This is a genomic window from Paenibacillus lentus, assembly GCF_042714055.1.
GTDB lineage: Bacteria > Bacillota > Bacilli > Paenibacillales > Paenibacillaceae > Fontibacillus > Fontibacillus lentus_A.
Map to the genome: position 1 here is coordinate 99,995 of NZ_JBHGVC010000013.1, position 18,104 is coordinate 118,098.

The following is an 18,104-nucleotide window of genomic DNA, read 5'->3' on the forward strand; positions in this document are numbered from 1 at the left end:
TTAACCTCCTCCCACAAAATGTACCAATTCAATGACCATACCCGAGGCGGTGCGTGTCCGGGTCCATTGCTCCGGTGTTAAAATCACTCCATCGGCTTCAACGATAACCGGCTTGCCCGTCAATCCAAAATGGGCGATCACATCCTGGATGGTGGCTGCCTTCAATGTATGACTTATGCCATTCACCTTCAGATCAACGCTCTCAATAGGTTTCATGAACAGATCCCCCTTGCTCCAGTTTGCGGATAAAAGCTTCGCATGTCCCTCTAACGTCCTTACTTCCTACGATTTCAGTCACCGCACATATCCGCTTCGCTCCCGCAGCAATGACCTCATCTACATTGTGCAGCTTAATGCCGCCGATCGCCACGAAGGGGATTTTTATCTTACGGGCCACCTCGCGAACATAAGATAACGTTACGGGTTCTACGACATCCGCCTTCGTGGCTGTCCGGTATACCGGGCCGACACCGATATAGTCCGCTCCCTGCTGCTCCGCCAACAGAGCCTCTTCAATCGCATGCGTGGAAATGCCGATAATTTTGTCGCCCACCAGCTTTCTGGCTGCGGGAAGCGTCGCGTCTCCCTGGCCCAAATGAATTCCGTCGGCGTTCACCTCAAGCGCAATATCAATATAATCGTTAACAATAAAAGGGACATTATATCGATAGGTCAGTTCGCGAAGCTTCTTCGCCTTCTCCAGCACGGCCTCCCGGTTGCTATGCTTGTCCCGAAGCTGCACGATATCGGCGCCGCCAAGAATCGCTTCCTCCATCACATCGGCAAGCTCTCTGCCGGGATGGCTTCTTTCATCCGTAATGGCATACAAACGAAAATCTCTCATCCAACTCTACCTCCCGCTTGATATAAGCCGGCCGTTTCATACAAAAAAGCCATTCGAGAATAAACGAATGGCTTTAATTCGATATGTTCTCTACGCCAGCATTACCTGGATCAGATTAACGGTCAGGAACATCAGGTTCCAATCTCAGCCGGACTTCATCCAGCACCCGCACTCCATATTCAGCTATTCCCACTATAACTTACCATAGTTATCTTCGCAAGATTATATGAGTTGTATATTATTCCCCAGTTTCAGCAAACTTGCGGATGCGCTCACCAATTTGGTCACGGACGCGTTGAAATACAGCCCACTTCTCCTCCGCCGTTCCCTGAGCCTTTGCAGGATCATCAAACCCCCAGTGCTCGCGGCGAACATGCGAAGGAGTCATCGGACAACGATCTGCCGCATCTCCGCACAAGGTTACCACCAAGTCCGACTTATTTAACAATTCAGGGTCGATAATATCTGAGGTCTGATTCGAAATATCAATACCAATCTCATTCATAGCTTTGACAGCATTGGGATTTAGACCGTGAGCTTCAATACCTGCACTGAAGACATTCCATTCATCTCCAAGGTGTTTTTTCGCCCATCCTTCAGCCATTTGACTACGACAGGAATTGCCTGTGCATAAGAAATAAAGTGTCTTTTTTGCCATGCTTCATTCTCTCCTTATTCGCAAATACTAAAGTATGGTCAACCAAACAAATAACCCCAGGAGGGTTATAAATAACGTTGGGATTGTCAATATAATCCCCGTCTTGAAGTACGTACCCCAACTGATCTTCACGCCTTTTGTTGAAAGAACATGCAGCCATAGCAGGGTGGCTAGCGAACCAATAGGCGTTATTTTAGGGCCTAAATCGGAACCAATGACGTTCGCATAAATTAACGCCTCTCTAATAGCCGCTGATGTATTTGTAGCATCGATGGCTAATGCATCGATCATAACTGTCGGCATGTTGTTCATAATAGATGAAATCATCGCCGCTATAAATCCCATTCCCATGGTTGCCGCAAACATCCCTTGGTCAGCAATACCCTGAATAACATTTGCAAGAAGATCAGTGAGACCCGCATTACGCAGGCCATATACTACGACATACATGCCTATTGAGAAAAATACGATCGCCCATGGAGCACCTTTCAGTACTTCCTTTGTTCGTACGACAGGACTTTTTCTTGCCAGCAGTAGGAATATTATCGCTATAACTCCAGCCACAATTGATACCGGAATCCCGATAAATTCACACACAAAGTAACCGATAAGCAGAGCCCCTAGCACAATCCAGGAAACACGAAACATTTGAGGGTCTTGGATCGCCGTGGACGGTTGTTTAAGCTGTGTGCCATCAAATTTCCTCGGTATACTTTTGCGAAAAAACAAGTACAGCACAAGAATGCTAGACAATAAAGAAAATATATTGGGAACAATCATACGGCTAGCATATTCGATAAAGGTAATCCCAAAGAAATCTGCTGATACAATATTCACCAGGTTGCTAACAACAAGCGGAAGCGAAGTCGTATCGGCAATAAAGCCACTCGCGATGATGAAAGGGAATACCTTCTTCTCATCGAATTGAATTGCCCGAACCATCGCAAGTACAATCGGCGTCAGGATCAGTGCAGCGCCATCATTCGCAAAGAATGCAGCAACTACAGCACCAAGAACAGATACATAGACAAACATACGTATACCGTTTCCTTGTGCCGCACTAGCCATATGTAGTGCAGCCCATTCAAAGAACCCGATTTTGTCCAAAATCAATGAAATGATGATAATCGCCACAAAGGCCAACGTAGCATTCCATACGATCCGGGTAACATCCCACACATCCTGAAAGTCAACGACTCCAACAAGAAGCGCTAATACCGCACCTCCGCAAGCCGACCATCCTATGGATAGTTTTTTAGGCTGCCAAATGACAAGAATTAATGTAACAATAAAAATTAAGCTAGCTAGGACAACGGAAAACAATGTTTAACCCCCCAATTAAGCAACAATCCAATATATCGTTATATAATTATATCCTTATATTTCGATCAAAGATGCTGACTAGCATCCTCCATCCCACGCTAAATATTCTTATTCACAAACACAATTGATCTCTTTATTTAATGCTGACAGTATCGATTGAGAGCTTGGCATCTCATCCAACACCGTTTTGATATACGGCTTATCTTCCACATTCAAAGAATAATAGACCCATTGTCCACGTCGATCTTCATTAACAATCCCTTGGGATTTTAGTTTTCTTAAATGCTGGCTGATTGCAGGCTGGGACATATCAAAAATATCGACAAACTCGCAAACGCACCATTCTCTATCTTTAAGGAGTGTCAACATGGTAAGCCTTGTTTTATCACCAAGCAATTTAAGCTTCTCGGCAATATCAATCAATTCCTCCAATTAGATTCATCCCTTTCTTTCGTAAATAAGAACGAAGAACGATACGCCATATAACCATATGCTTATATACTAATTTAAAGTGCGCTTCATTTCAAGAGCCTTCCCCCAAATTTCTTATCAGAATCCACTACTGCATGCGTCTTATACCCGCAGCTGAGCAAAAAGAGACCCTACAGTTCAACTGAAGGCCTCTTCACTGCTCCAACGCATAGATTTTTATATCAGCTTAAAAAGCATTCGGGGATTTCCCAAACAACAAATCAAGAATCTTCTCATCTGCCTTGCGATTCTTCCCGCGGTATGGATAGCAATGAATATGAATCGCAGGATTAAAATTGATCTCAATAATGCTATAGTTCTGTTCCGATGCTTCACATTCCATATCATCAATCATCATATCGACACCGCAAAACGTTGCTCCAGCCGCCTTAGCTGATCGGATAGCAATCTGCTTGTAGGAATCCGGTATTTCATCGGTGAAATCAATGCTATCCCCACCCGTACTAATATTTGAATTCTCGCGTAAAAAGACGACTTCACCTGCATTAGGGATATCATTTGGTTTTTTAGCTTGATTCTTCAAAAACATTCTTTCAGCTTCGCCTAATTGAATCTTTTCAAGGGGCGTTCGGTAACCCTTACCTCTTAAAGGATCTTTATTCTTCTCATGGATAAGCTGCTCAATGGTGTGTACGCCGTCTCCAACCACATTGGCGGGAACACGATGTAGAATACCTACGACTTCATCCCCCATGACAAGGAAACGGTACTCCTTGCCGGTCATGAATTCTTCAAGCAGCACAGTGCGATCATGCTCAAAGGCTATTTCAAAAGCATGTTTATAATCCTCCATGGAGTAGTCACTTGTAAAAATCGTAATACCCAGCCCAAAATTCGTCGACTTTGGCTTAATAACAATTTGCTTGCCGCGATTTGCTGCATAATCGGCCAGAGCGTCTTGAAGACTTCGATAGGCTTGCCCGCCAGGAACTCGAATTCCGTGCTTTTTTAGTACTTCCTTTGTTACGATTTTGTTCTCCATGATTAAAACAGTGCTATAGGAATCCAGGGATGTTTTCGTTGCTTGTTTGACATACTCCCTTTGACCACCCTTACTCAAAACCACAAAGTTTTCTTCACGGTCAATAAGTTCGAACGTAATTCCGCGTTTCACAGCAGCTTTTAATAATAGTTGTGTGGACAATTCCAAGTCCTCATAACCTGGAAACTTATAATTGGCTTCTAGGCTGCTATCGGCAAATTTTTTCGCTTGATTTAGATGATATGTCAAATAGGAAGAGCTTTGAATTTCAGATTTAACCATCGATGCATAGCTAAGTTCGGGATGTAAAACACAATTTTTCCCCTCGCGAAGAACATTTATTAACTCCTCATCTTCTGGGTTTAGAATTTGCAGCATTTTCTCCATCTCATCCATAAATAAAACAGCTGCCTCCTGCATCGTTATCCTATTTCCGTCATTTCCGTCTACCAGCATCTTTCCATAAATCCCTTGTTCCATAAGCGTATCTACATGAGAGTTTGCAATTTGTTGCTCGGCTTTATTAAAAGGTTCATCCTGTATTAATAACATATAAATTATAAATAAATGTATGAATTGCATGGTTTGCTGACTAATTCCAATTTTATAAAGCGGATTTAAATCAATCATCCGTAACTCCAAATAGGCAGCGCCATTTTGCGTAAGTTCCTGAAGCATATGATCTCCATTGGCAGGCTTCACGCGAATTGGACTGTAAAATTCCTTTACACTCAACAATTCCTTAGATTGGACTAAGCTCTGTAAGTCACGGACGTACTCCTCCATCGAGTTGAATGACACATAATATGGTTTATCATTACGATAGCCGCACACACTATTTCGCAGTGAATTCATGTTTGGAAAGTAATAGCTTTCTTCATCTAGATGACTGCTTAAGCTGACGCATTTATCGACATAAGTTTTATTAAAAACAGGGCTGGCTCCTGTTAAATAGATGAGCAGCCAACGGTATTTCAATATATTTCGGGCTGCTTTCAAATACAATGAGTCCTTGAAATCCTTGTAGTCTTCTTTACTATTCAAAGCTTCATAAAGCTTTCTGAGGAACTCCTCATCAAATGAAAAATTATAATGAACCCCACTTAACAATTGCCTTTTTCGACCATACTTATGAGCCAACTCAACTCGATACTCATCTTCATCCGAATCATTCATGATAGCTATGGGGATTTCGTCCTCAATCGGTAATGCAGGTGGATTGCTGCTTGGCCACAAATACTCATCGGTTAATTCCTCGGTTACGATATCATGAAGTGCCTCCATGAACCGATAAGTCTCCTTGATGGAGTGAAACACAGGAGTAATCATTTCAATTTGGCTTTCCGAGAAATCGGTTTTGATATAAGGATTGTCGATTTTGCTGCCGAACACTTTAGGATGAGGAGTGAGCGCAAGCTTTCCCTCCTTGTCGACTCGGACATTCTCTTTCTCGAGCCCAAATTTGCCTTGCAGAATCTCCTCACGCAGATTGTTATCCACAATAAGCTGTAATAAATTTTGATTTATTAAAACCATACTAAGTACCTTCCTTCGATGATTATTTAGGCTTTATAAGTTAAGGTTCTATCCATTTTACGGAGATATCCAATAAACCAGCATACGAGAACAATTCCTTTAAGCACACTGCTGATCGCAATGGAAAGCCATACGCCATTCAATCCAAAAGGTACCGATAGTACAATCGCCATCGGTATGCGAAGAGCTGTCAAAACAATGCTAAATATTGGTGGAATATGTGTCTTTCCTAATCCATTAAATGCGCCGACCGTCATCAATTCGATACACATAAATAGCTGCGAGAAGCCAATGATTCTCATATAACTAGCGCCTAACTCAAGGCTGGCCTCATCGGACAGGAATACCGAAAATAACTGTTTCGGGAATAAAACAAATATAATGGATATCAAAATACCGAAGATCATTGTTATTAGTAAGGCCTGATAATATCCCTGCTTAATCCGACCCAGATTCCTTGCCCCGTAATTCTGACCAAAAAAAGCTGCAATAGCTCCTTGAAGCCCACCTATGGTCATATAGGAAATCGATTCAATCTGAATGCCGACCTTTTGCACTGCAATTGCGTCCGATCCCCATTGCACGATAATCTTGGCAATCAGAATAGAGATGATGGTGAAAGTAACCCGCTGGACGGTAATAGGGATGCCCATCATAATAACTTCTTTCATCTGAGTTGTTTGAAAAGAGACTCCTTTGGGGAATAGATGCAAGCTTCTTGTATAAACCAGAAATAAAGAAGTGACTATGAGATTTGCTGTTACTGTTGCAATGGCTGCCCCAGCCACACCGAGCCCTCTGATAGATCCAAATCCGAATATTAGTAAGGGATCCAGAATGATATTAACAAGGAAACCGATAGTGAAAATCTGAAATGGTTTTCTGCTATTGCCCATGGAGTTTAAGATTGTGCTGAATAATGTATTTATAAACGAAAAAATGAGGCCGATCATAGAAATGACTAAAAACTGCTTAGCCATTAGCTCGACTTCCGCATTTGCAAGTACAAAGAAATCTATGAGCTTATCTTTCGTGATGAAAATAAATAACATATATAATATGCCAAGTAGTGCGGACATCACAAATCCATTCTTTATATACGTCATAGCTTTCTCTGTATTGCCTTCGCCCATGCTGTGTGCAACTTTGACCCCCGTACCTATGGATACTAGCGTGGACAAAGCGACAGCCAAGTTCACAAAAAAACTAGCTGTCCCTATCGCTGCTACTGAATCACTTCCCAGCCTTCCTACCCATATCATGTCCACAAGACCATAAGTCGTAGAGATGAAATTTGTAGCAATGATCGGTAATGTTAATTTCATGAGCGTAGGTGTAATTGGGCCTTCAGTTAAATTATATGTCCCCTTCATATATTGCATCTCCTTGTTTACTTCCAGGCAGGAATTAAAACTTGCAAATTGCAACTATATGACATTGATCACTGCATTATGGTGAGCAGCACGCTTTTGATTTTGCCATGGAGTCATTTAGTAATTGAATGGAACGAACCACCGTTTGGCGTTCAAACTCATTCATATGGGAGAATACCTCAGTTAAAAATGAATTCATTTGTTGATCGATCGTTTCGGCAATGAACTTGCCCTCAGCCGTGAGGGATAGGATATAGATGCGCCGATCATTAGGATCTGGCGTCTTTTGGACAAGCTTCATTTTAACTAAGTTCTGGATCTGACGACTAAATGTAGTGATGTCAGTTCCAAGTGTATCAGCTATTTGCTGCATGTTGGGTTTATGCTGTTTATCTATCTCATATAGAATATGGCTTTGAATAAGCGAGATATCCAGCCCGCCCGCAGTGCAGCATACTTTATTGAGCAAGCCGAACCTTCGAGTCATAACCTGAAACATATCACGCAAATTTTCCAATCGATTCACCTCCCATTCTTTCCCTAATAGTTATACTTTATTTATTTGCGTTTTACAAGTATATAATACCTTCTATCGCTGAAATGGAGATATCTGTATTTTATCTAAATGAAATAAGCCCTTTCAACTTCATTCTCCGAAGCGAAAGGGCTGTTGTACAGATTAAGTTACTATTATTTGCGAACGACTGAATAGCCTTTATCCTTGAGCAGCTGAACAACTCCATCCTTACCCAGGAAATGTCCTGCGCCAACCACGATGAAATACTCGGCTTTCTTCTCGCTTTTCAGGTAACCATCGATTTGATCGGCCATCACGATATTTCGATCAATCAGCATCGCTTTGTTAAACTCCGGATCGTCAGCCATGCTGTTGGTGAACTCCAGCAATTTTTGGTCATCCCCTGTTTTCCACGTGTCGGCCAGCTCATCCACGTAATCATCAAGAACATCGAAATTGTCTAATGCAGCATTTAGATTCTTTTCCTGCAGTTCCTTGGAGAAACCATTGAACATGCCCAACTGGGACTCGTAGGATTCCAGCTCCAGAATCGGCAGTTTGCGTTCCATCGCTTTTTGGATGAAATACAGATCGATTCCGGCAGCAGCTTCATATCCTGCATTCATCGATTTAAGCGTGCTGATGGTGGTCTCTACAACCCAAGGCTTAAAGGCATCAAGAGCATTCGGCTCCATTCCGTTTTGCTTCAGAATTTCTTCAACCTTCGCATATGTTTCCTTGGAAACGTGATCCTTCAGAGTCGTACCGTCCTGATACATTCCCATATTCATGATCAGCTTCTGCTGTTCTTCATCTGCTGCTTTGCTGATATCAATCTCAACCCCCAGATAATCGGCTTCGGCAAAAGCTTCCTCGAACTCCGAACGCAGTGGATAGAAGCTGTCGTCTGCAATATGAATCGACCCTACCAGATACACCGTATTTCCGTTATTCTCGACTTCCCACATGAAACCACGGGCACCTTCCCCCGTTGCTTTAGAGACCAAAAGCACTGTACGGGATTGCTGAACCCAATGCACTTCGTAGCCTGCGGCTTCCCCAACGACTCTTATTGGAGCATACGTCACGCCGTCAATCAACTTGGTCTTGCTCTCGAGCGTAATCTCCTTGCCGTCAATCACCACATAAATACTGCCATTCTGCACATCTTTCAGTTGAACATTCATCGCCTGAAGCGTCGTTCTTAATGGAACCATCGTTGTTCCCTGATCCACAATAGGTGCATTCATTGCAAATTCAACGTTTTGGTTATTGATCTTCACAGCCGGCTGCTGTGGAGCAGCCATAGCCGGGACTGCTGTTGCGAGCAGACCTGCAGAAATTAAGAGCGATAAGAGCGATCGTTTCCAATTTTTCATGTTCTATGTTCTCCTTTGTATATGGTTATGAAGTATTAACTATAGTTTAGTCTAAATCTTGTATGCCTTCATTGCTTTGCGCAGCTCCTTCAACGTCGGACGCTTGCCATACAGCAGGACGCCGGTACGATAGATTTTCGCGGCCAGCCAGCTGAAGAAGAAAATAGCTGCGAGAAGAATGACTAGGGATAAGCCGACCTCCAGGAATGAAGCGTCACCCACTCCAAAACGAAGCAGGATCGTCACCGGAGAGACAAACGGAATATAGGAGCACACTTTGAGCAGCAGAGAGTTCGGCGACGACAAGCTGAACATGGCAACATAGAACGCCGCCAGGGAAAGCATCGTAATCGGCATGACCGCTTGGCCCAGATCCTCCGTACGGCTGACGATGGAGCCTATTGCCGCATATAAAGTAGCGTACAGGAAGTAACCTAAAATGTAGAAGATTAGACCGACAATCAGAATTTCCAGGTTAATTTGCGATAAATTCAAATCGAATTCCCCCAAGGATGCCTGATTATACGGCAATGCAAGGTTAACGGCAACCACGGCGATAAAAATCACGATTTGCAGCAGACCGATCAGGAACATGCCCAGGATTTTGCCGAACATTTGAATCAGCGGCGAGACGCTCGTAACTAGAATTTCCATGATCCGCGAGCTTTTCTCGGAAGTTACCTCTGCGGCGATCATGTTGCCCGTCATCATATTCGTCATGAAGAACAGAACGATAAGCCCGTATACAATTACATAATTGATGGCAGCAGTCTCCGCAATTTCCTCAGAACTAGCGGCGTTATCAGCTTCGGCAGCCTTTCCCGCCTTCTGTTCTTCAATGACGACAGGCGTGCTAATCGCTGCAATTTGCTCATCCGTTAAAGAGCTTCCTTGCGTCACATATTGCATTTTTACATTTTCAAGGGCAGGCTGAAGCGCCGATTGAAGCGACCAAGCCATGCTCTCTTTCTTGGAGGTGTAGATGACCTTCGGAAATTGTAAGCCTTCCGCCTCGCCGAACTCCAGATAACCTTTAATCCTTCCGTTCTCAAAATCGTTTACGAGTGCCTGTTCATTGACTTGCTCGTATTTTACGAAGGTGATTTTGGCGTCCGGCTGCTTGTCGATATATGCTTCTAATGACTCCGCAATCTCAGCCTGGCTGCCATAAACGAGACCGATTTGCGATCCCGTGCTATCGTTTCCGGAGAACAGCTGAATCAGGTACGGCACATGAATACCGATAGATATCAATACAGCAAATATAATCGTAGTGACTAAGAATGATTTCGTTCTGACTTTATTGGAAAACGTGAAATTAATGATCGGCAGCATCTTATTCATGGGACTCACCTACCTCTTTAATGAAGATTTGATTCAATGTCGGTTCCTTGATTTCAAAATGCTCTACCATGCTTTCGCTCATCGCTCTACGTAAAATGTCCTGAGCAGCCGCTACATCGGAAATTCGGATGGAATATCCGCGCTCGCGGCGTTCGGCACGCTCTACTCCAGGGATAGCCTCCAGGCCGGAGACCGCCCCGGTCGTATGAAGCAGAACCTCTTCCCGCGGATACCGCTTCTTAATCTCCTGGATATTGCCTTGCAGTACCGTATTGGAACGCTGAAGAATCGTGATATTATTGCAAAGCTCCTCTACATGCTCCATACGGTGGGTAGAGAACAGGATGCTCGTTCCTTCATTCCGCAGCTCCTTTACCGTCGCTTTGAGCAGCTCGACGTTGACAGGATCAAGGCCGCTGAAGGCCTCATCCAGGATCAGTATTTTAGGTTTGTGCACGACAGCCGCAATAAAACCCATTTTTTGCTGATTCCCTTTGGACAGCTCTTCAATTTTTTTATTGTAATAATCCGGCACCTCAAAGCGTTCAAGCCAGTAGCGCAGACTCTTATCCGCCTCCTGAGCGGACATTCCCTTTAGCCGAGCCAAATATATAATTTGGTCGCTGACCTTCACTTTGGGATATAAGCCGCGCTCTTCAGGCAAATAGCCCATCTTATGCTGCAATTCGGTGTTGTACTCTTGTCCGTGATATAGAATTTGTCCATCGTCGGGATAGATCAAACCAAGAACCATCCGCATCGTCGTAGTTTTGCCGGCTCCATTGCCCCCCAGCAGACCGTATATTTCTCCCTCCTCTACTTGGAGAGAAATTCTATTCACGGCCGTTTTATCCCCAAACTGCTTCGTTACCTGTTCCAGTACTAGTGGTTTTGCCATCTTTCCAGCCTCCTTTTTCTTTTTCCTTTTCCATTCTCCTAACCTAATACATCAACACGATCCTCGTTAATATTCGGGGCGATTCCCTTTAATCCATAATTCAAGAACCTCTTCCAATTCAAGAGCCCGGCTTCGCAGTACTTGCAGCTCTGCAGACTGCTGCAAATCGGCAATGAAAGCTTCGTCCCGCACGATCAATTTATGAATCGCTGGTTCATCTTCTTCATACTGAATAATGCCAGGGCTTGCTTTTAGCTCAGCAATATCGCCGCGTACCCAAACCTCATAGCAGCTCCCATAGAGCAAGTCTTTCTCCACCATTCCCAGCACTTCGCCCTGATGCACCAGTACGATGTAATCGGCAAGCCGTTTTACTTCCTCCACAATATGAGTTGCCATGATGATCGTTACATCCTCCCCGATCATGCATTCCTGGAGCTCCTCGATCATGTCCTTCCAGGCAAAAGGATCGAGCCCGGACGAAAGTTCATCGAGAATAAGCAGCTTCGGGCTCGCAGCAAGTGCGGCAGCAACCTCGAATTTGCGGCGCTCGCCTTTGGACATACGATTTAATCGTTCTTTCCTCGGCACATCAAAGCGCGTCATTAATCGGTCAAACCGCTTTTGATCCCAAGCCGGATACCAGTGAGCCCGAAAGCTAGCAGCCTGCTCCGCCGTTTGATAGTTTTCCTCATTGACCGGATTCTCCGACACATAGGCTATTTTACTTTTGATCTCTATCGGTAAACCGCCAGATCCCTTTTCCCCGAACCACTTGATTTCCCCTTCATCCGGTATCAGGCTCTGCGTCAGCAAATGAAGGATTGTACTTTTGCCTGAGCCGTTAGAGCCGACTAGCGCAACGATGTACCCCTGCGGGATTTGGAGATTGATCGGCCCGATGGTTCTTCGCCGACGTTTCTTTACGACATGATTCATCTCCAGCGCCAATGCTTCCGTCATATCTACGTTTCCTCCCCAGCCTCTGAGCGGTATTTGTCTCTTATGATTTGCAGAAAAAGAGCCCTCAGTTCTTCCTCGCTATATTGAACGGATAAGCCCGCATCGACTGCAGCTTCTAAGGCTTCTTGCACGACCATCTTGCGGTATTCACTCCTCTCGCTGTGTCCGACCCGGGCTACGAAGGTGCCTGTCCCTTGTTTCGTAAGCAGTAGCCCCTCATTCTCTAAATCCTGATACACCCTGCGGACTGTAATTACGCTGCACTTTAAGCTGCTTGCAAATTCCCGGATAGAAGGAAGCAGTGTCCCCTCTTCAATTTGCCCACTGACAATTAAAGAGCGCAGCTGCGTCTCAATTTGAAAATATAAAGGCTCAGCACTATTCTCGTTGATTTGAATGGGAATCCACACCTTTCCATCTCACCTCCGGGTAATCCATATCCAAACCATTTCAATGATCATATCAAGTCTCTCTTTCCCAGCTTGCTTAAAGTTATTTTGCAGAATAAAGCGAGGCACGTACCACCCACGATCAACGCCCCCCACATCAGTGGTGATAACAGTGAATACCGTACAGACTGCTCTAAGGTGAATAAGAGCAAATTCCCGCCAAACCAACGAACCACGAATGCCAGAAACCCGGTGGAGAACAATAAAACAAAGCTAATCCAAAGATATTTCCGGCCTTTATTTAAAAACTCCAAGTAAATATATGCTCCATTAATTAATAGTCCATACCCAGTCCAAGTAAGTGCAAAAGCACCAAGCTGTCCAGCATTATGCAGCGCTCCACCTGCATTTCTCGAAAAAAGATAAAAAACCGGATAGAATATGATGGCATTAAATATCATTGCGATGATCAGTTGGATAACCCGCCCCTTCATAATCGCTATGTTAGGAATCGGGAATGTCCGATAGTAATGAAGCATGCGTGTGTACGAATCTTCCTTAATATAATTAAATGATCTTCTGGAAAAGTAGAAACCCATAGTAGGAATTAACGTCAGGAACATAAAATCCGCCATAGAATTTAGAATTGACGTTCCCTCGCCATGCGGATTAACCATCGCGCTGATCATCAATGCGATATAAAGCATAAATAGGACGTTCCAAATGAAGTACCATCGATCCAGCATGAAATCCTTTTTGAAAATAAACCATCCGTCTTTCCAGGTGTTGTTCAATCCGCTCAACCTTTCTGCGCTGTAGTAAATCATTCATCGTTATGTGTGCTTACTGTATATATCATTATACACAGTATGCACGGAAGCTTTCAATACGTCAATCCCTTTTTAGGCAAAAAAAAAGACCTCTATCAGAGCGGCTTCGCTCATGGATAGAGATCCTTGCAACTACTTTATGTGCCAAGCAGGATATCCCATACCGGCTTCGTATGTCCACCTGGATAGAGTACGTACAACAGCACATACACAGCTACGCCCGTAATTGCCGTGAAGAACCAAATAATTGACGTGACTCTTCCCCATTTACGATGCTTTGCATATTTTTCTTTAAAGCCCAAAATCAAGGTTGTAATTCCAAAGACAGCTGCGACCGTCGCCAAAATAATATGGAAAATAAGGAATGTCTGGTAATACGGCTTAAGATCTGCCGGCCCGCCCCAAGCGGTATTCCCGATAAATGCCGTGCGTGACGTATAAATAATGAAGAAGATAATTGCCGCGATCGCAGCGGCGATCATTGTTTTCTTGTGGGCTTCTCTTTTGCCCTTAATAATCAGTCCCCAGCCGATGGCCACCAATATTGCACTGATGACGATAAATGATGTGCTTAACGTGGGGAATAGGGTGAATACGTCCATTTCCATCCTCCTGGTTCGTTAACGTTATCTTATAGAGGTTGTTCAATCATTAAGCTGCCTTACGCCTGATTTAGTTCACGCGGAGGCACATCTGCGGTGAGCTCGTCCTCTTCATCCTCTTTATTCTCTTGCCGATACCACTGAAAAAATACATAGGCCAGCATCGATGCGAAAATGATCTCCTGTATAAATTTCATCAGTATGCCGCCTACCTGCTGATCAACTTGTGTCTCTAGGAATCCAAAAAACTCCGGACCGCCAAACTGACTCAGCAAAGCAGAGGGATCTCCTCCAGGAACGCAGTACCCCATGGCTTTGGCCCATACGTTCGGGTCGCTGTATGTTGCATAAAGCGGCTCGCTGGCAAAAATGATCAAGCCGCAGGCTGGCGTCAGCAGCACCATATTCAAATATATGAAACCAAGCTTCTTTAAGCCTTGAGGGGTTGCACGCTCCGGAACAGGACTGACGAACGTCCACCACATGAATACCGCTGTAATGAATAAAATCACATAATACAGGCGGTGAACCCCAAAATTAAGCATAACATAATCATGAACCACAGGGAGATGATAGATTGAGAACAATCCGTTAAATAAGACAGCAGAGACGACGGGATGAACCATAAATTTCAGCTTCTTGACCGGAGTTTTTTCCAAAGCATTCACGATCGAACGCCAAATCCATGGCGGTATTCCTAACATGATTAGCGGGGGAGCAACGATATAAGACAAGGCCATACTCAGCATATGAAAGCTGAACATCGTATGCCCCAGCAAATTAACAGGTCCACCCTGGGCCAAATGCAACAAGAACATGCCCGCAACGAACATCACTTTTCGGCCAGCCGATGTCGGTTCGCTATGAGAAAATCTCTCGCTAAGCGGGCCGACAAGCAGGAAATAGCCAGCTGTTATTAACAGCATGAATGACATTAATACGGGACTCCAAACATCATTAAAGCTAAAATATTGTAATCCCAACAATTTGAAAACTCCCTCCGCCGCTTTGGAAATCTGTCCAAATTGTGAACTGACCCCATAATATACAAAAGAGGGGGCTTATAGGCAAGCCCGCCTCTTTTATTTTACCACCACATCCAGTAAAGTGCCGCAATGATACATAGCCCGGCGACGAAAAATCCTCCAGCCATGAAGATAATCGGGATCATATGACCCTTATCCTTCAAATGCATCCAGTAGCCAAGCTGGACGAGCACTTGGAGAACCGCCATCGCGAGCAGCAGAATTACCGTGAAGGCCGTGTTTACGCCTCCGGCGGCTACAGTAGCAAAAGCGATCGCTGTCAATACGATAGAGAATATAAAAGCGACGACATGCTTCTGCGGCCCCTCGTGACGGTGCCGATGCTTCACCACCGCACCGTCATTGTTACGCTGATCCACCATCGTTTAGCCTACCACCTTTCCGAGCAGGTAAACTACTGTAAAAACAAACACCCAAACGACGTCAACAAAGTGCCAGTACATGGCGGAAACGTACACCTTTGGTGCCGTAACCACCGTCAGTCCTTTTTTCGCTACTTGGAAGATCAAAAGCGATATCCAGCAAATACCGAAAATAACGTGCGCTCCGTGGAAACCGACAAGCGTATAAAACGAGGAACTAAAAGCACTTGTCGTCATGCCATATCCATAATGAGTAACATACTCATAAAACTCATAGATTTCCAGGCACAAGAAGCCTAGACCAAGCACTACTGTCACCGTCAACCATGTTAAAAGCGACTTTTTATTCGCCCGATGCATAGCCTGAATAGCAAACACGCTCGTCAAGCTGCTCACCAGAAGGATCAATGTAGCTACAGCCGTGATCGGCAGGCTGAACAGCTCGGAGGCTGACGGGCCGTCAGCCACTTGGTTCCGAAGCGTCAAGAATGTTGCGAATAAAGTACCAAACAGAACTGCTTCCCCTGCAAGGAAGAGCCAGAAGCCCATAATTTTATTGCGGCCTTCCAGTGTTGCCTTCTCCGGTTCATGGGGTAACTTATCTGTAGCCTGCTCTGCATGAAGAGTGGTCATGCTTCTACCCCCTTCCCATCGAGTTCTTCGGGTTCAATATGCCAGCCCGGATCGTCGGTCAAAGAATGGACAATCATGGAGCCGAAGGTAATACCTAAACCGATAATGACGACAATATAGTTATTAAACATAAAGTTAAGGAAGCTGTTTCCAAAATCATCGGTAGTAAACATAAAGCCGAGTCCGGCAATAAACAAACCGACAGACATGACAAACGGAATGATCGTTGGCGAAGGCATATGAATCGGCCCTACCGGCTCTGCTGGAGTCATTTCCTTATGGCCAGCCATTTTCTCCTTCCAGTATGCGTCAAGACCGCGCACAAGCGGAAGCTGCTTAAAGTTATATTCTGGCGGAGGAGATGGAATAGCCCATTCCAATGTCCGGCCGTCTCCCCAAGGATCGTTTTCTACGCCAGCAGGTTTTCTTGCTGTAATGAAAATATTAATCAGGAGTACGATGACCCCTACACCCATCAAGAATGCGCCAATCGTACTCAGCACGTTCATCATATCAAAGCCTTGGTTCGGCAGATATGTATATACGCGGCGCTGCATTCCGATCAAGCCAAGGAAATGCTGCAAGAAGAAGGTCAAATGGAACCCGATAATAAACGTCCAGAATTCGATTTTTCCAAGCGTTTCGTTCAATACCCGACCAAACATTTTCGGCCACCAGTAGTGCAGACCGGAGAACAATCCCAGGACAAGTCCACCAACGATAACATAGTGGAAATGCGCTACGACGAAATAAGTATCGTGGAACTGATAATCCGCTGGAGCAGAGCCCAGCATGACTCCGGTTACCCCACCCATAACGAAGGTTGGAATAAAGCCGACGGCGAATAGATTCGATGTGGTGAACGTAATTTGCCCGCCCCACATCGTGAATAACCAGTTGAAAATCTTAATCCCGGTCGGAACCGCGATCAGCATCGTCGCAATGGAAAACAATGCGTTAGCTACTGGCCCCATTCCTGTCGTAAACATATGGTGCGCCCAAACCATGAAGCCCAGGAAGGCAATCAGGATGGTTGCGAATACCATGGAGCTATATCCGAACAAGCGCTTCCGCGAGAATGTGCTCACGACTTCGGAAATAATTCCGAATGCAGGCAGGATCAGAATATAAACCTCAGGGTGCCCGAAGATCCAGAAAATATGTTGCCACAGAACCGGGTTCCCCCCGCCTGCTACGTTAAAGAAGTTAGCTCCCAAAATCCGGTCGAAGCTGAGTAGCACCAAGCCAACCGTAACTGCCGGGAAAGCAAACAGAATCATGGCCGACGTGACGAAGGTCGTCCAGGTAAACATCGGCATTCGCATGAAGGACATGCCCGGCGCGCGCATCGTAATAATCGTAGCCAGGAAGTTAATCCCCCCGATTAGCGTACCGAGACCGGCGATTTGCAGACCGATCGTATAGAAGTCAACCCCGTGCGTCGTACTGTAAGTCGTCGAGGATAGCGGCGCATAGGCCGTCCATCCCCCGTCAGGAGCGCCTCCCATAAACCAGCTCAGGTTAAGCAGCAATCCCCCGAACAGGAACGTCCAGAAGCCGAGCGAGTTCAGGAAGGGGAACGCTACGTCGCGAGCCCCGATTTGAAGCGGAATAACCGCATTCATTATCGCGAAGATTATCGGCATTACCCCGAGGAATATCATTGTAGTTCCGTGCATCGTGATCAACTCATTGAATTGCTGAGCGGTCACGAACGTGTTCATTGGCTTCCATAGCTGGACACGAATCAAGATTGCTTCGATTCCGCCTATGCCAAAGAAGAAGCCGCCTGCAACCAAATACAGTATGGCTATTTTCTTGTGGTCAACCGTTGTCAACCAATCCATCAAACCCTTGTGCCGCTTGACACTGTGAGCGTGAGCCAAGGTTTGTACCCCCTTTAAATTCCTGTGCATCAATGCATCTGATCAGC

At 45.0% G+C, this 18,104-nt stretch carries 19 protein-coding genes and 1 riboswitch; all 19 genes read right to left on the reverse strand.

Annotated features, from left to right (window positions below):
• On the reverse strand, window positions 1–216 hold the full coding sequence (gene thiS, locus ACE3MQ_RS22770; RefSeq protein ID WP_379397039.1) for a sulfur carrier protein ThiS: 216 nt from the start codon (window positions 214–216) through the stop codon (window positions 1–3).
• Entirely contained in the window at window positions 203–844 is a 642-nt protein-coding gene (gene thiE / locus ACE3MQ_RS22775) for a thiamine phosphate synthase (RefSeq protein ID WP_379397041.1), read from the reverse strand. The genes thiS and thiE overlap by 14 nt, the downstream gene beginning before the upstream one ends.
• Window positions 845–914: 70 nt before the next feature.
• Window positions 915–1,024, reverse strand: a riboswitch (TPP riboswitch).
• 58 nt (window positions 1,025–1,082) lie between these two features.
• Window positions 1,083–1,502, reverse strand: coding sequence for an arsenate reductase (thioredoxin) (gene arsC / locus ACE3MQ_RS22780; protein WP_379397043.1), 420 nt, complete (start codon window positions 1,500–1,502; stop codon window positions 1,083–1,085).
• 27 nt (window positions 1,503–1,529) lie between these two features.
• A complete protein-coding gene (locus ACE3MQ_RS22785; protein WP_379397045.1) occupies window positions 1,530–2,825 on the reverse strand; it encodes an arsenic transporter in 1,296 nt (431 codons plus the stop codon).
• A 108-nt stretch (window positions 2,826–2,933) separates the two neighbouring features.
• The gene (locus ACE3MQ_RS22790; RefSeq protein ID WP_379397047.1) at window positions 2,934–3,257 is read right to left on the reverse strand and encodes an ArsR/SmtB family transcription factor; all 324 of its coding nucleotides are present in this window, start codon (window positions 3,255–3,257) and stop codon (window positions 2,934–2,936) included.
• Window positions 3,258–3,483: 226 nt separating this feature from the next.
• On the reverse strand, window positions 3,484–5,835 hold the full coding sequence (gshAB, locus tag ACE3MQ_RS22795; protein ID WP_379397049.1) for a bifunctional glutamate--cysteine ligase GshA/glutathione synthetase GshB: 2,352 nt from the start codon (window positions 5,833–5,835) through the stop codon (window positions 3,484–3,486).
• A 26-nt stretch (window positions 5,836–5,861) separates the two neighbouring features.
• Entirely contained in the window at window positions 5,862–7,208 is a 1,347-nt protein-coding gene (locus ACE3MQ_RS22800) for an MATE family efflux transporter (RefSeq protein ID WP_379397051.1), read from the reverse strand.
• A 76-nt stretch (window positions 7,209–7,284) separates the two neighbouring features.
• Window positions 7,285–7,725 carry a MarR family winged helix-turn-helix transcriptional regulator gene (locus ACE3MQ_RS22805; protein WP_379397053.1) on the reverse strand — a complete coding sequence of 147 codons (441 nt, stop codon included), beginning with the start codon at window positions 7,723–7,725 and terminating at the stop codon, window positions 7,285–7,287.
• Between the two features lie 173 nt (window positions 7,726–7,898).
• Entirely contained in the window at window positions 7,899–9,104 is a 1,206-nt protein-coding gene (locus tag ACE3MQ_RS22810; RefSeq protein ID WP_379397055.1) for a TraB/GumN family protein, read from the reverse strand.
• Window positions 9,105–9,155: 51 nt separating this feature from the next.
• Window positions 9,156–10,448 carry an ABC transporter permease gene (locus ACE3MQ_RS22815; RefSeq protein WP_379397058.1) on the reverse strand — a complete coding sequence of 431 codons (1,293 nt, stop codon included), beginning with the start codon at window positions 10,446–10,448 and terminating at the stop codon, window positions 9,156–9,158.
• Window positions 10,441–11,346: an ABC transporter ATP-binding protein gene (locus ACE3MQ_RS22820; protein ID WP_379397060.1), complete on the reverse strand. Its 906-nt coding sequence runs from the start codon at window positions 11,344–11,346 to the stop codon at window positions 10,441–10,443. Before ACE3MQ_RS22820 ends, ACE3MQ_RS22815 begins: the two co-directional genes overlap by 8 nt.
• A gap of 66 nt (window positions 11,347–11,412) precedes the next feature.
• Entirely contained in the window at window positions 11,413–12,309 is an 897-nt protein-coding gene (locus tag ACE3MQ_RS22825) for an ATP-binding cassette domain-containing protein (protein ID WP_379397062.1), read from the reverse strand.
• Between the two features lie 2 nt (window positions 12,310–12,311).
• Window positions 12,312–12,719: a GntR family transcriptional regulator gene (locus ACE3MQ_RS22830; RefSeq protein WP_379397064.1), complete on the reverse strand. Its 408-nt coding sequence runs from the start codon at window positions 12,717–12,719 to the stop codon at window positions 12,312–12,314.
• Window positions 12,720–12,766: 47 nt separating this feature from the next.
• On the reverse strand, window positions 12,767–13,492 hold the full coding sequence (locus tag ACE3MQ_RS22835) for a hypothetical protein (protein ID WP_379397066.1): 726 nt from the start codon (window positions 13,490–13,492) through the stop codon (window positions 12,767–12,769).
• A 173-nt stretch (window positions 13,493–13,665) separates the two neighbouring features.
• Window positions 13,666–14,130 (reverse strand): DUF420 domain-containing protein, encoded by a 465-nt coding sequence (locus ACE3MQ_RS22840; protein ID WP_379397068.1) that lies wholly within the window; start codon window positions 14,128–14,130, stop codon window positions 13,666–13,668.
• A 59-nt stretch (window positions 14,131–14,189) separates the two neighbouring features.
• A complete protein-coding gene (gene ctaG / locus ACE3MQ_RS22845) occupies window positions 14,190–15,116 on the reverse strand; it encodes a cytochrome c oxidase assembly factor CtaG (RefSeq protein WP_379397070.1) in 927 nt (308 codons plus the stop codon).
• 101 nt (window positions 15,117–15,217) lie between these two features.
• The gene (locus tag ACE3MQ_RS22850; RefSeq protein WP_379397072.1) at window positions 15,218–15,538 is read right to left on the reverse strand and encodes a cytochrome C oxidase subunit IV family protein; all 321 of its coding nucleotides are present in this window, start codon (window positions 15,536–15,538) and stop codon (window positions 15,218–15,220) included.
• Window positions 15,539–15,541: 3 nt separating this feature from the next.
• Complete coding sequence (locus ACE3MQ_RS22855) at window positions 15,542–16,171, reverse strand: cytochrome c oxidase subunit 3 (RefSeq protein WP_379397074.1); 630 nt, start codon at window positions 16,169–16,171, stop codon at window positions 15,542–15,544.
• Window positions 16,168–18,018: a cytochrome c oxidase subunit I gene (ctaD, locus tag ACE3MQ_RS22860; protein WP_379397120.1), complete on the reverse strand. Its 1,851-nt coding sequence runs from the start codon at window positions 18,016–18,018 to the stop codon at window positions 16,168–16,170. Before ctaD ends, ACE3MQ_RS22855 begins: the two co-directional genes overlap by 4 nt.
• Between the last annotated feature and the right edge of the window lie 86 nt (window positions 18,019–18,104).